We start from the raw sequence: 15515 nt of genomic DNA on the forward strand, positions 1-15515 counted from the left end.
TTGGTTAGAAATTTTAGTAATTATTCATTATTGTAAATCATTGAAATACAGTCTTATTTCATCTTTTTAGACGGTTTTTCTGTGAAATTTTATATTGATTTCATGGTGATTTATTGTGGATGGAATGTTGATTCATTGTTGACTAATATTGATTTAATGTTTATCAAAAGTGATTTGTTGTGTATGAAAAGTGCTTGCCCCTACACATTCTAACCTCATCCCAGTACACAATGTTTTCGACCAAAAATCCGGCTCAAATACTTTTCTTTATTGCATTTGAGCCTTTCATAACGAAGTCAACTGCAAAATCCGGGTTTATTTGATTTATAATGAGCCCATTGGATATAAAGTTGGTTTTTATGTGTGGTTAAAACAAAAGAAGAATCCTATATGGGGGCATTTTGGGATGCTCATGGGGGCATATTTCCCCCATATAGGATTTTAGTGGTAAGCGGTGAGGCATAAGGGATAGGACAATAGGGACGTGGGGACATAAATTTCGGGTAATCACCCTTCATCCACATAAATAACCCTATTGTGATTAACATTTTAGTAATGAATTGCTTTATTTAGTTTTAATTCGTGTTTTATGTGCGTTTAAAACAAATATGGCTAAGGAGAAAATAGAAAATAGGGTTTTTGAGAATGAAACGGGGGTACAGGGGCAGTATAAAAACTGGTTTTTAGATTATGCTTCCTATGTAATCCTAGAGCGGGCTGTTCCTGCCGTGGAAGACGGGCTGAAACCCGTGCAGCGGCGCATTCTGCACGCCATGAAGGAAATGGATGATGGTAGGTTTAACAAAGTGGCCAATATTATTGGGCAGGCCATGCAGTACCATCCGCATGGGGATGCAAGCATTGGCGATGCCTTGGTAAACCTTGGGCAAAAAGATTTATTGATAGACACGCAGGGCAACTGGGGCGATGTGCGCACTGGAGACTCAGCTGCCGCCCCTCGATACATAGAAGCAAGGCTAAGCAAGTTTGCATTGGAAGTAGCCTTTAATGCAAAGACCACCAATTGGCAATTGAGTTACGATGGGCGCAAGCAAGAACCCGTTACCTTGCCAATGAAATTTCCTTTGCTATTGGCGCAGGGGGTAGAGGGTATTGCCGTGGGCTTGTCTACCAAGATAATGCCGCATAACTTCTGTGAAATTATAGATGCAGCCATTAAGTACCTGAAAGACAAGCCTTTTGAACTATATCCAGATTTTCAAACAGGGGGCATGGTAGATGTTTCTAACTACCAAGGCGGCAAGCGTGGCGGAAAGGTAAAAGTGCGCTGCATAATAGAAGAGCTGGACAAGAAAAGCCTTATTATCAGGGATGTGCCTTTTGGCGTTACTGTTTCGCAACTTTGCGACAGCATCACCAAGGCAAACGAGCAAGGCAAAATAAAAATCAAGAAACTTACAGAGTTCACGGGCAAAAACGTGGAAGTGCAGGTGGATTTGGCCCCGGGTATTTCGTCTGACATAACCATTGATGCCCTCTATGCTTTTACCGATTGCGAAGTAAGCATATCGCCCAATGCTTGCATTATTGAAGGGCAAAAGCCCCGTTTTGTAGAAGTGCAGGAGCTGCTGCGAGTATCGGTAGATAAAACAAAAGCCCTCCTGAACCGGGAGCTGGAGATAAAACTAGGCGAGCTAAACGACAAATGGCACTATACTTCGCTTGAAAAAATATTCTTTGAAGAAAAGATATACAAAGAGCTAGAGCAAAGGCACGAGACATGGGAAAAGGTAATAGAAGCCATAGAACTTGCTTTTGTGCCTTTTCAGCCCATGCTAAGGCGGCTGGTAACAAGGGAAGACGTACTGAAACTGACCGAGAAGCCAGTACGCCGGATTTATAAACTGGACATAGAAGACCTGAACAACCAAATAAGGGGGATAGAGGCCGAAATAGCCCAAGTGAAACACGACCTTGCCCACTTGACTGACTTTGCGATAGCTTATTTTGAAAACCTGTTGAAAAAATACGGCAAAGGCAGGGAACGCAAAACAGAGATAAAACTATTTGATACCATCAGCGTGCAGCAAGTGGCCATTGCCAATACAAAGCTGTATGTAAACCGGGCAGAGGGCTTTATAGGTACTTCCCTGAAAAAAGAAGAATACCTGTTTGATTGCAGCGATATAGACGACATCATCATTTTTACCAAGCGTGGCACGATGAAGGTTGTGAAAGTGGGCGACAAAGTGTTTGTAGGCAAAGACATTATACACATAGCCATCTTTAAAAAGAACGACGAACGCACAACTTACAACATGATTTACCTAGATGGGCAAAGTGGCACGTCTTATGCCAAAAGGTTCAACGTATCGGGCATTACCCGCGACAAGGAATATGACCTGACCAAGGGCAGCGACAAAAGTAAAGTGCATTACTTTACTACGAACCCCAATGGCGAGGCAGAAGTGGTGAAAATATCGCTAAGCCCCAATGCCACTGCAAGGACGAAAGAATTTGACTACCATTTTGAAGAGTTGGAAATAAAGGGTCGTAGCAGCCAAGGCAACACTGTAACCAAATACCCTGTAAGGGCTGTTAAGTTTAAAGAAGCAGGCAGAAGCACCCTTGCGGGCAGGAAGCTATGGTTTGACGACCAGTTTGGCCGGTTGAACATTGATGAAAAAGGCATGTATTTGGGCAGTTTTGAGGGTGACGACAAACTAGTGGTGATGTACACCGATGGGCAATATGAAATAACAGACACCGAGCTTACGCAACGCTTTGACTCGGACAAGATTATATTGATAGAACGCTTTGAAGCACGGAGGATATTCACGGCCGTTTACTTGGACAATGCCAAGCAGCAATACAATGTAAAACGGTTTAAAATAGAAACCACTACACTAAAAACCAAATACTTGTTTATTAAAGAAGGGGAAGGTAATATGCTGGAAACGGTAACCTCGATAGACGAGCCAGTATTGGTGGTAAAAGCAGGAACGGGCATACATGCTACAAAGTCGAAGTTTAAAATAGCCGACATGGTGGAAATGATGGGCTGGCGAGCTATTGGTGCCAAGCTGATGAACTATTCCAAGACAGTAGAGATGGAATGGGAACAAGCACCAAAGGATGAAAACCCCCAGCCGGAATTGTTTTAACCCGGATTTTGCAGTTGAAATCTATTGCAAGCCCCAACTACTAAGTTGTCTATGTTTTGTAAAAGCCTTTTTTATTGCCCAGTCGAAGCGGATCAATTTTTTGCCCAGTGCTTACAAATTTACCAAATTTTATACAGATATTGATTTCAAAATAACTTTCTCCAATGTGATTAATATCTTTTTTATGGCTAAAGCCTGATAAATACCCACTTGTACCCCATGCCTAAAGGTATAGGGGTATTAAGGATAGAAATCCCATAATGTTTTGGCTTGCACTCCCCTTGAAGGTATGGGAAAAAGCATCGTATATTCTTAATCACTATCCTTTATTTTCCGATAAAAGACTTTACCCCATCACCTTCCACTTTAAAGGCAAAGGCATAATCGCAGGGCTGGGTTTTTGGGGCAATGATTTCTAAGCCATCACTAGTACGCTTCCACGACAAATGCCCGCTGCTGCCCAGTAATGTTACGTTCTTGATTTTTCCTTGTAAAAGAGCGGTATTGCCTTCTGCCAACGATTGGATATTCCATTTCCCGTTTGTTGGCCAGCCCAGTGCAATTGCGTAAAGTGTATTGCCTTTCTTGGTAAACCGTATATCGGTTGCATCATACACCGCTTCTACCCTATCCTTTCCTGGCCCTTTCGGCCCAGGCTTGTGCGTGCCTTCAACGGCAAGGGCAGCAGGACGAGTACCATATATGGCTTCTCCATTTACTTTCAACCATTTGCCAAATTCTAGCAATATATGCTTTGGTTCTTCGGGTATAGTGCCATCGGCCTTGGGGCCAATATTTAGCAAATAGGTACCGTTCTTGCTTACAATATCCACCAATTCGTTGATGAGTTGCTTGGGCGATTTAAATTCCTCGTTGCTGATATAGCTCCACGATTTTGCACCAACCGAATTGTCGGTTTGCCAAAAATCTGCCCTTGCCGTATCTGATACATCCCTTTCTATATCAAACACTCCAGCACCTTTTGCTACGATATCTGTTTTGTAGTTAATAGCCACACCCGTTTTCCATTCTTCTGCCTTGTTATAGTAGTGTGCTGCAAATTGTTGCATGTAGGGCTGAAACTCCTTAGACCAACTACCCACCACATCGAAATAGACCAATTCTGGGTGATAGGTATCTACTAACTCGTTGCAACGTGCCAACCAATCTTTCAAAAATGACTTTCCTTCTGCACTACTTAAATCTTTTCGGTAAGGCCGTGCCGGCCCATACAAAGAATAGTAGGCAGTGTCCTGCACATCGCTGGGCAAGTTGCGGCCACCTTCGAAAAACCACCAATGTTCTGCCCTGTGCGACGATAAGCCAAAGTGCAAACCATTAGCCCTGATAGTCTTGGAGAGTTCGCCAATAATATCACGGTGTGGTCCCATTTTTACTGCGTTCCAAGAATTGATTTTGCTGTCATACATTGAAAAACCATCGTGGTGTTCTGCAACGGGAACAACATATCTTGCACCAGAAGCCTTGAACAATTCTGCCCATTCTGCGGGGTTAAATTTCTCTGCCTTGAACATCGGGATAAAATCCTTGTAGCCAAACTTATCTGGCGTGCCATAAGTGGCTACATGGTAATCATACACATGCGAACGGCTTTTTTCATCGTTTTTATACATCCATCGTGGATACCATTCATCGTGATAAGCTGGCACACTGTATACACCCCAATGGATAAAAATGCCAAACTTGGCATCCTTGTACCATTCGGGAACTTGGTATTGGCTAACGATGGATGGCCAATTAGGCTCAAATTTTTTAGGTTTAATTGGCTGTGAAATTCCTTGTAATTGTAATGCAAATACAAAAAAGCCAAGCAATCTAATAATTAGCTGTTTCATTGTAACTATAGTGTTCTTTTAAATGTATTCAAATTTGTATTTAAATTTTACTTTGCCCCAGCAAAATCTATATAGTTGCACAATAGCTTTTTAGCCACTGCGGAAGTAGATTCAGGTGATTGCAGGTTGCCACAAATATCTAGGGTAGAGAAAATGATTTTGCCCTTTCCGCAGTTTATGATGCCAACGCTCGTCCCCAATTTTTGTGGGTAACAATGATAGCTGCCAGCCACTAGCTCCTCCCCTTCCATTTCAAACCCCAATCGTTCATTGCCATTGTGGACCACCGCCTCATAAGGCCAGTTGAGCCCTTGGTTTACAGGCAAATCTTTAAACAATGGGTGTTCTTTTGCAAACGCAACTCCGCCAAGCCAATTGGTACCCACTTTAAACTTGTCAGTATATTTCAAGGAGGTGTTCTTTGCAATCAACTCCATCCAAGCATCGGAATTATCAATGATAACAAGGGTAGTGCCATCGTCTTTTACACGGTTGATAAGCGTTTGCCCATCAATAGGCAACGGATCGGGGATAGCCCAGAACAACCTGCAAGCCCCCGAATGGCGGCGGTGCTGCAAGGTTGCTTTTATGGATACAGCTTTTCCTTCAGTCAATTCTATATCTCCCTTTATCAGCTTTGCTTTGGCATCATAAGCCAGCTTTTTGCCGTTAATAAACAATGTGCCATCGCCACCGTAGGCAACCTCCATTTCAAAATGGTATCTGCCAGTATAAGGTGGCACTATACTTCCCTCCCATTTAATGCTGTAATTGTAAGTTGTAGGCACATTGGGGTGCGGTGTTGCGCCAGAATATACTGTAAGGTTTATGTCTTTATCTACCTGTTGTGCTACCTGCTTGTCAAAATCGGCACCGACATAATAGGTAGCTGTTACTCCTTTTGTTTTGCCAGTAACATCCCGCAATTGTTCATTTGGCACTATTGTAATATCCCCACCTTTTGGGGAACGAGACACCACTAACCAATCCAGTTTCTTAGCCGCATCGGTATAGTTGGGTACTTCTTTTTGCTTCGCATCTTTCAGGAAAGCTTTGACGATATTGCCATTTTCCCAAACAGCCCCAGTGCCTTTTAGGCTTTGTGATTGCCAATCTACGCCCAATATTTCATCGTGGCCAGTAGCAACAATACCTGATGGATTTTTGATTGTAGCAATTATTTTATACATGCCAGCCATTTTTGATAGGGTTATAGGGATACTATCGGCAATGAGCTGCCCATACATATCGCCACCGCTGATGGCCACAGGTATTTGCTTGGTAAATATCGCTTTACCGTTAGGGTCTTTCACATTTAGCTCCAAACTAAAATTCCCTTTTAGGTTCTTTTCATTCACAATATAAAAATCAACGGCTACATTACCGGGTAGTTCTACTACCTGTTTTCTTGGCTTTACTGCCACATACAAAGGCTGATTGTAGTAGGCAAGAATGGCAGGATCGGCCTTGGGGTTGCGGTAACAATCAACTATGCCAGAATGGTTTTCCAGTATCTCTGATTCCCAGCCGTTAATGGCGTATCCATCGCTAACATTCCCAACACGGATGTTTTCAATTTTCCGACCTTGGTGTTCCAAGGAAATTGCCCCCATGGCAGATGTCAATGCATCTACACTAGGAAAAGTATTCTGTAGCTTTTTATGCTGAATAAACTCATCAAATGCTTTGTATTCATCTAGGTACATCGCCCCGTCCCAGCCAATATTAGGCTGCTTTTCTACGGCTTTCTTTATTAAGCCAAGCCTTGATGGAGTGGACAATGCGCCTTCTTCCCCCCAGTAAACAATCTCCTTTTTGTTTGTGGTATAGCCATAGAAGTCGGTAGGGCTTTTGTATAATGACTGCATCCAAGTGTGTGACCCCGGCGCACGGTGGTAATCGAACCACCCGCTCATGTATTGGGCAGTATCAAAGGGGCGCATGTGGAGCTTGGCTTGGTCGTTTTTATCAATGCCCTCTATTGCCCAGCCAGAAGTACGGACTATCACACGGGAAGGGTCTATTTCATGTACCGCCCGCATATCGCTCCTGTGGGAGATAAACAGCAGGGAATCAACATCCCGCATTTCGTTTTGCATGGTGTAAATAATCATGCAAGGATGGCTACGGTCCCTCTTTACCATCCTGCAAAGCTTTTCACGCATACAAGCCCTTGAAAAAGCATCTTTGTTGCCTGCCAAGTAATTGCCAGGCTCCTCATAATACAATAACCCTATTTCATCGGCCTTTTCCATAATGATAGGCGACCCGATGCAACGGTGGAAGTTCAACATATTCAACCCCAAGGTTTTTGCGAGGCGTACTTGCTTTTCCGCAAGCTCGGGTGTTGGGAAGATGCCATTCTCTGGCCAAAATCCCCAGCTTATGGCAGTCCTCAAAACCATGCGCTTCCCATTCAACCGATACATTGCATAGCTGCCAATACCTGCCAATTCAAACCAACGGAAGCCAAATATTTTTTTATCTGCATCCATTGTTTTTCCTGCATCTTCCAATGAAATCTGGCAAGTATAAAGGTTGGGATTATCAATATCCCACAATTTGGCGGTTGGGGCGTTTATTTTAATGGAAACAGTGTCTTGCCCGGGCTTGATAGTAACGCCTTTCAATACCGTATGGAAAACTTCCACACTTGGGTTTTTCTTTTCCCTTACACTTATTGATAAATTGGTTTTATTAACTTTAGCAGTAGCATTTTTTAAAGTTATAATTGCGTTTGCAGTATGGTACTCGGGGGTGTTCTGTACATAAATATCGTCAATATAAACTTCATTGCAACTAATCAATTGCACTCGCCCCGTGATGCCACCAAAACCATGGCTGCCCGTTACTTTCACCTTGCCCCATTGGATATTGTCGCCATCGCCCCAGTCAAAGTTCCCACCCGGGTCTGTAACTCTCACGGCTAGCTGCACTGTTTCACCCGGCTTCACAGCATTGGTAATATCCACTTCAAAGGGGGTGTTGCCAATAAGGTCGTACCCCACCAGTTGATGGTTAATAAATACTTCCGAACGGTAACGGGCAGCTTCAAAACGGAGCAATACTTTATGTTTATTGCCCAAAGCAGGCACTTGTATGGAACGATACCACCAGCTCACGCCTTTTATATCCCCATCTGGCCCTGAAATTTTTTGCAAGTATTCTTCTGCTGTGCCGGGTACTTGCACATTCAGCCCATTGCTATTGTTCAACACATCCCAGCCACCCGTGGGTAGATGAATAGGCAGTTTTGCAATATCCACAGGCGGTAAAAACACTTCCTCCTGTTTCCATGTGGTGTCGGCGTCTTTCCAAAGTTTCCAACCTCCGCCAGATAAATCTGTTGTTACCCTATCTTGGGCAAAGGAGGTAATACAATTAAAAAGAAAAACATAAAGGGAAATACCTAAACTTATTTTTTTCATGGTTTAATTTATTATTGAAGCCTTATTTTCCTACAAAGCCACGGAGACTCGAAGTAGCTTACATGCCTTGATTTCTTCCATTTTTACTCCCCCTCCAAAGTATCATCGGCAACTTCCATTAATCGGTAGCCCTTTCCCCAACCCTTGGGGAAGCTGCTACCAATGGTTGGGAGTCCTCCCAATCATTGGTAGCGTCCTACCGACTATACGTAGCATCCCTCCGAGCATTTTATAGTCCTCCCAATCGTCCGTAGCGTCCTACCAACTATCCGTAGCACCGCTCCGAACGTTCCGTAGTACTCCCAACCATTGGGAGCGGTGTGCAAAACTGTTCGTAGTGTCCCAACCAACGTTCTGTAGCCCTCCAAATTATTGGGAGCGGTGCGCAGAACCATTCAAAGTATATTTACCAACGGTAGGCATTACTCCCAAATATTGTGAGGAGTATACTGAACTATCCGCGGCATTCCTCCGAGCATTTTGTAGTACCGCCAACCATTGGGAGCGGTGTGTAAAACTCTTTGTAGTATTCTTACCAACAGTCGGTATTACTCCAACTTTAAAACCACTGCATAATCGCAAGGCTTTTGGCTTGGCAAGGTTACTTTCAATCCTTCTCCATCTTGGCTGAATGTAATCTTGCTTTTACTACCAAGTAGCTTCACTGTTTTTAAAATTTTACTATCAGTATTTTTTGGCAATGATTGGATGGTAATAATTTCACCGTCCCCAGGCCAACCTAAAATAATGGCATATAGCACATTTCCTTTTGTTGTAAAACGAATGTCCTTTGCTGTGAATGGCTGTTTGGGTTCATTCATATACGCTGCTTTAATCATTGTTGGCCCCTCGCCAAATATTTTCCATGGCCGTGTCCCAAAAATGGCTTCTCCGTTTATAGGCATCCACTTAGCCAAATCTGCAAGCACCTGTTCACATTCAGGATATAGGCTACCATCCCCATATTGAGGAAAATTCATCAGCAGGTTGCCATTTTTGCTCACCACATCTGCAAGCGTATGGATAACGACAGCTGTTGTTTTGGTATGCGACATTTTATCGGCCTTCAATGTACTTTCAGTATTTAGAAAAAACCAGCCACCAAGGGAGGTATCGTCTTGCCAAGGGTTTGGCGTGATAGAGTCGGCAACGCCCCGCTCATAGTCCCTGATGCCAAAATTTCCTTTTACGTTTATAACGGCTTCTGGTTTCCCATTATGTTTTGCTGCATTTACATTATAAAAATGCGCTGCCAGCTTTAGCCCTGCTTCCTTTGAAAAAGGCAATGGTCCATCGAAGTATAATAGTTCGGGCTGGTATTTATCAATCATCTCCCGATGGCGGGCATACCATAAGGCAATAAACTCGGGTGATGGCTTGTCTTTAGGCCCATGTGGTTTTTGGTAAAGCGACCAATAAGCAGGATTGTTGCCATCGTAAGGGATGCCCTTTTTATCGCCAGATGTATCTGCCCCATAGCTACCCTTATAATACCACCATGCCCTATCTGCATGGGATGAAATGCCAAAATGCACATTATTTGCCCTTGCTGCTTTTGCCCAATCGCCTACTATATCCCTGTGCGGCCCCATTTCCACGGCATTCCAACGGGTGTAGCTAGAGGCATAATTGTCAAAATTGTCGTGGTGGCATGAAATGGTAAAAAAGTATTTGGCACCTGCGGCAACATATTTCTTCATCAATGCTTGAGGATTAAATTTTTCTGCTTTCCAATCCTCAATCACAGCCCTGAATCCTTTTTCAGATGGATGCCCATAGTGGGCAAGGTGGAACTTGTAATCTGCCGACCCTTGATGGTACATATCGGTTGGGTAGCCATTATCAATCCCTGGAACGGAGGCGGGTGTCCAATGGCTCCATATACCAAACTTTGCATCACGGAACCATTCGGGGCAAGGGATGCGTTTTAATGAATCATTTACTGGCTGAAAAGGCCCTTCATCAAAAGGCTTGGCCATCACTGCCTCTGCTGCTTTCAGGTTGGCAATATCTTTCTCAGGCTGTTCTTGTGCTAGTAAAATAATAGGCGTACCTAGTATTGTTATAAAGAGAAACACTAAAACCGTTTTTTTCATATAGACACCATTTTTAAAATACGCTTTGCTTAATCTTTCGTTTTAAAAAGATTCGGATTTTTATAAGGCTTTGCATTACTTACTCCCCACCACTTCTTTTCCATCACGCATTACCATCACTTTGGTTCTGTTGGTAGCATCTACAGCAAAATCTAGCACATCTTTTTGTCCATCTTTCCAAGCAATGGTCGTAATTGACCCTTCGGTTGTGATGGTTGGCAACTCTTCCCCATATTTAAAAGGTATCAACAACACTTTAAAGTTGGCAGTAACAGTGTTTTTATTGATTGCCAATCGATTGTAAGAGCCAATGCTTTGTACAAAATTGGTAAACTTTATCCCATCGGCTTTAGTGGCTTCTTTCACAGTTTCCATTACAACATTATTCTCCTCATTGGGTTTGGCAATGCTGTAAACCAGCAATAATGGGTCGCCTGTTTTAGGTGATAGAGGGGCTACATCTGTTCCTTTAGCCCAATCTTTTTCTAATTTATCGTCGTGTGCTAGCACCACTGCCCCTTTTGGCACATTCTTGTAATCGGCTTTCCAAACACCTTTTGCAGTCATGGCAGTCCATTGGTATAAGTGTTGGTTTGCATCTTTCTTGGCATCGTCCACAATTATTGAATACGGATGATTACCTTTTATCAAGCCTGCCGAACGATAAACATATTCAACTGGATTCCACAAAGCCCTTAGGTTGGGCACAAAATTGGAAAAATTGTAAGATGGCCACCAATACCTCATTTTGTAATGGGTAGTACCTACAAAATACTTGAAGTTATCAGGCCGTGTTTCCAATTCCCAGCCATCTTTGGCAACCGATGAATCGATGGTACTGAACCCTTCCCCCCATTTCATCGGCACTTGCGTGCACCATTGATAGGTATATGAATAAGTCATATTCTCTGAACTGAACGCACCCATTGGCTTTAGGTTTGCACCTAAATAATCGCCTCCTGCTGCTGGGCCTTCTGCTTCTGCTTTGCCATCTATAATAACCTCATTGTGGTATCGGGCTGAGTATGCCTTCGGCGATGGCGATTCCGTAATCCAGTTTACACCAAGCCCTGAGAAATAAAACATGCCTATATCTGCATGGTGATGGCCAGAACCAATATAGTGGTTGTTGCGCGTATGGAAACAAAGCCAAGTGGCATTTTCAGTATTGTCAGAGGAAGCAGAAAGGATGCCGTGGGTTTCGGTATTCCAAATAGTTGGCAGTTTCAAATCTTCTCGAGTAGTGGGTTTCCAATCCGTTACATAAGGAAAAGAAAAAACAAACCCTGGATAGCTAGTCCCTGGCAAACGCACGCCACTAATTTTCTTTTCTAGTTGGGCTTTGTAGGCATTCAAATCTAGTTGCGCTACATTTATGTCTGGAAATGCATTTTGCAACAGATAATCTGCTGCTCGGTCGTTCGGATAAAATGATTTAATACTCATCACACTTGGTGAAGAAAAAGCACTGCCACCCCAAGTGCCACTGCTTAATGTTTCTTTTCTGTTTGGCGAGGTGGTATAAACTTGTGCAGTAAGCATTTTTCTAAAATGCGGATGGCCAAAAAGGTTGTCCCCACGGCGCGCTTGCAATAGCATCGACAAAAATTCAAATTGGAAACCTCCCCCGCTTTTGCCATTGCTTTCAAACATCTGGCCTTTGTTATCAATACCCCATTCCAAAAAATCGCTAGTTAGTTCGCTACCAGTGGCATAGCCTTCTGGGTCAAAACCATCAAGCCCTTCTATTTCAGCCTCGCATATATAATGGGTCAAATGCCAAGTAACATGGTTCACGTCCCTGAACCCCCTGCGTGGGCCATCGCCCCCTTCTGCAACACGGCCATAAGTGGCTTTGGCTATCAGGCGTTCCACAAATTTCCTTTGCGCTGCCGTCATGTATTTCCCAGCATAGTCCAGGGACAAAGCCAAATCCATGTGTGGCACCATGCCAATCATGCCACGCCAAACGGTTTCAGCATTGTTAGCATCGTCGCCACTAATGCCAAACTCGCTATCGGAAGTCCGCAGGTGATTTTCTACCAGTTTATCTGCAATAATGTAATAGTTGCAAAGGGCATCAGCCACTTTTTTTCCCAAGGTTTCATTGTCTGTTAACAAACAATACAAAGCCATTGTGGTAAGGCAATTGGTAATATAGTTGGTGTGGGAAGTCTGAATGCCAGGTTTAAAATCCTTGGTCAATCCTACAACGGCATAGGTATTAGTACCCATGCCAGCAGGAACGTTCTTGTCAAAATCGCCGCTTGCCAGTTTATCAAATAATTTACCATCACTGGTTGTTGGGTCAAACCAAGTTTTCTTAAATAAAATCTCAATCTCTGCCATTGATTTTTGGGCAGTTTTATTTTCACTTATATGTTTCCTTAGCATTGGCAAATCTTCGGGGCTAAACAACAACCTTGGATAAACACCAGGAGCAGGTACTTTACTGCCTAATAAAGATTGGTTGAAACCACTATAATCGTACTGGCTTTTTGGCGTAACAGGCCATTCGGTTTCCTTACCTTCTTCCAACGCCTTTAGGTCTTCGGGTTTCACACGGGCGTGGTCTGTCCATTTTCCTTGTGCTTTTAACGTAGGCACATATTTAGTAGCAATATCTGGATCCATCAATTTTTCAGGTGTATCGAAAATACTCACGATACAGTCGCTCAAAACAGGGTCGCTATCTTGATAGGTAATGGGCTTATCGCTGATGAGCAAAAGCCCTCTTTTGGTCAGCAATATTTGTTTGCCCAATGCTTTTGCCAAATCATCCGCAGCGAAATAAACAGCCCCATTGATGGTTATTTTTTCTACCGAAGCGGGAATGATATAAGCTGGCCTATCTACCTCATACACCCAACGGGGTTGTAATACTTCCAAGCCTTTCGGGATGGGTTTAGGGTGTATTTCTTTCTGGCTCATGATGGTTGCAAATGCTTCTGGCACAAATATTTTACCATTCTGCTTTACTGCTTCTGCACGGAGGATGTCTTTGGTGTCTAGCCTTATTTTATAGCCATTCACATAAGCATAGCGGCTACCAGCAAACAAGGCTGTAGTACCCTTCAACGCTTCCAAGGCACGGGGGCGTGCAGAACGGGTGTAGGGCAGGCCAGCATCTTGCGGTGGCGGGGTAAGTTTAGGGGTTTGAGCATTGGTAAAAACACACACAATAAGTGGTGCAACAAAGGCAAGTAACTTTTTTTTCATAAACTATCTTCTCGTTAAATGGGGTGATTGTTTGAATAAACCATTAAAATAGATGAATTCAGAGGCTTTATTATTAAAAAGGTTTAATGGAAAGCCAAAATTTTAGGGAAATAATCTAATAAAGGAAAATAACGTTTATCAACTTTGGGAATGGTGTATGTCAGTCTTTCTATCAGGCATAAGCCCCCCAAAACAAACAAGCAACCAAAAATTTTCAGGATATACATGGCAATTATTTAGTATCGTCTTTAAGAAAGGCAATGCTAATGTTTAATATGCCAGCGGACTTGTGTGTATGTGCCTAACACTATACTGCATGGGGCAAAATAGATTGAAAAAAGAGGATAATGGAGCCGAAGGCTGCTTAAAAGTTTGTATGCTAGATTATGGAGTTTTACATGTAAGGCCTTGTTTTGACGTATCCAATTACGGTTGTAGTTTTAGCTTTTATCATATCCATTTTTCCTAGCTTTTTATTAAAATAGTTTCAGTTTTGCCAATTTTTGGTGTTTTTTCCTCCTTTGTCGTTTTTGAAAAATCGCTTTCACTCATTTAAACCATTAATTATCAACAATATAGCAAAATTTTTGTGCGTGTTTTATGCGTGTTTTGTGCGTACTTTTTGAGTGATTTGTGCGTATTTTGTGAGTGATTTGTGAGAAAAAGTGAGTGATTTATGGGTGATAAACGCAACACCCAATTTTGGCACTACAACTATTTTAATATTAGCAAAAAAAGAACTACGATAAAAATGCCTAAATATTAGCTTGTAAATAATTTTGTATCAAGTGCATTTCTGGCATAAAGATACGTGTTTTGTAAATTGGAGGCACTTGCTTTTATTCTAGCGGTTGGTGTCTCACCAACCGCTAGATAAATAAAGAGCCTTTTCTAATGTTTCGTATCTCACCAACCAACGTAAGCTAATCCCGAAAATCCTTTACTATGCCAAATTGGTCACTACCATCAAGGTAAAACCCTGCACTACTCCATAAATATTCTTCAGGATACCTACAAAGCGACCATTTATCTAGCGGTTGGTGTCTCACCAACCGCTAGATAAAATGAAGGGCCTTTTCTAATGTTTCGTATCTCAACAACCAACATAAGCTAATCCCGAAAATCCTTTACTATACCAAATTGGTCACTACCATCAAGGTAAAACCGTGCACTACTCCATAAATATTCTTCAGGATACCTACAAAGCGACCATTTTTCTTTAATGGGATTATTATGGATGTATTTTAATTTGTCCATTAAAATTATCTCCGAACTTATCTGGATAGCAAGAGGGTCACGTTTCCAAAATTGAAATGACCTATCACTTTTATCTGATTTATATTGTTGCAATAAGGTTGGATTAACCTGTAATAAATATTTTCTAAAAGCATGGGCAGTAAATTTTGTAAAGCTACCGGCCACACTTTCTTTGCCATTCATCTTCAAAATGTTCCAAATTAAATGGATGTGGTTAGGCATTATTACATACCCATAAATATCTGCCAATTCATTTTTTACCAGATATTGCCAAGATTGAATAATAATCATCTTTAAATCATCATTAGCTAGTAGGTGTTGAAAATGGTGAATGGTATCTGTATAAAAATAAGCCTGCCTAAAGCCCATTTGCCCCTGTCTTCTATGGATTATATGCATGATACTAGATATCTATTTTACTCGTCGCAAAATACTGATTATTAAATAAGAAATATTGGGATATATTGGGATGAAATTTCCTAATGATTGCTGAGACACCAACCATTAGAAGAAGGTATTTAATATTAGTAATGT

At 42.2% G+C, this 15515-nt stretch carries 6 protein-coding genes; 1 reads left to right on the plus strand and 5 read right to left on the minus strand.

The window, feature by feature from the left end; all coding sequences use genetic code 11:
• Positions 1 to 608 precede the first annotated feature (608 nt).
• Positions 609 to 3125, plus strand: coding sequence for a DNA gyrase/topoisomerase IV subunit A (locus ACHFIY_RS02435; protein ID WP_410844460.1), 2517 nt, complete (start codon positions 609 to 611; stop codon positions 3123 to 3125).
• 326 nt (positions 3126 to 3451) lie between these two features.
• Here the strand turns inward: ACHFIY_RS02435 and ACHFIY_RS02440 are convergent, their stop codons facing one another.
• The 5 genes from ACHFIY_RS02440 to ACHFIY_RS02460 all read right to left on the minus strand — a co-directional run bounded on the left by ACHFIY_RS02440 (position 3452) and on the right by ACHFIY_RS02460 (position 15380).
• Positions 3452 to 4981, minus strand: coding sequence for an alpha-L-fucosidase (locus ACHFIY_RS02440; protein ID WP_410844461.1), 1530 nt, complete (start codon positions 4979 to 4981; stop codon positions 3452 to 3454).
• Between the two features lie 47 nt (positions 4982 to 5028).
• The gene (locus tag ACHFIY_RS02445) at positions 5029 to 8409 is read right to left on the minus strand and encodes a PA14 domain-containing protein (protein ID WP_410844462.1); all 3381 of its coding nucleotides are present in this window, start codon (positions 8407 to 8409) and stop codon (positions 5029 to 5031) included.
• Between the two features lie 548 nt (positions 8410 to 8957).
• The gene (locus tag ACHFIY_RS02450) at positions 8958 to 10505 is read right to left on the minus strand and encodes an alpha-L-fucosidase (protein WP_410844463.1); all 1548 of its coding nucleotides are present in this window, start codon (positions 10503 to 10505) and stop codon (positions 8958 to 8960) included.
• A 75-nt stretch (positions 10506 to 10580) separates the two neighbouring features.
• A complete protein-coding gene (locus tag ACHFIY_RS02455) occupies positions 10581 to 13724 on the minus strand; it encodes a hypothetical protein (protein ID WP_410844464.1) in 3144 nt (1047 codons plus the stop codon).
• 1110 nt (positions 13725 to 14834) lie between these two features.
• Complete coding sequence (locus ACHFIY_RS02460) at positions 14835 to 15380, minus strand: transposase (protein ID WP_410844465.1); 546 nt, start codon at positions 15378 to 15380, stop codon at positions 14835 to 14837.
• Between the last annotated feature and the right edge of the window lie 135 nt (positions 15381 to 15515).

The organism is Parasediminibacterium schistidii (assembly GCF_046546515.1).
Classification (GTDB): Bacteria; Bacteroidota; Bacteroidia; order Chitinophagales; family Chitinophagaceae; genus Parasediminibacterium.

Excerpts from the sequence above, each read along its gene's own strand:
- ACHFIY_RS02440 (WP_410844461.1), bottom strand. The coding sequence starts at position 4,981 with ATGAAACAGCTAATTATTAGATTGCTTGGCTTTTTTGTATTTGCATTA.
- ACHFIY_RS02450 (WP_410844463.1), bottom strand. The coding sequence starts at position 10,505 with ATGAAAAAAACGGTTTTAGTGTTTCTCTTTATAACAATACTAGGTACG.
- ACHFIY_RS02445 (WP_410844462.1), bottom strand. The coding sequence starts at position 8,409 with ATGAAAAAAATAAGTTTAGGTATTTCCCTTTATGTTTTTCTTTTTAAT.
- ACHFIY_RS02435 (WP_410844460.1), top strand. The coding sequence starts at position 609 with ATGGCTAAGGAGAAAATAGAAAATAGGGTTTTTGAGAATGAAACGGGG.
- ACHFIY_RS02460 (WP_410844465.1), bottom strand. The coding sequence starts at position 15,380 with ATGCATATAATCCATAGAAGACAGGGGCAAATGGGCTTTAGGCAGGCT.
- ACHFIY_RS02455 (WP_410844464.1), bottom strand. The coding sequence starts at position 13,724 with ATGAAAAAAAAGTTACTTGCCTTTGTTGCACCACTTATTGTGTGTGTT.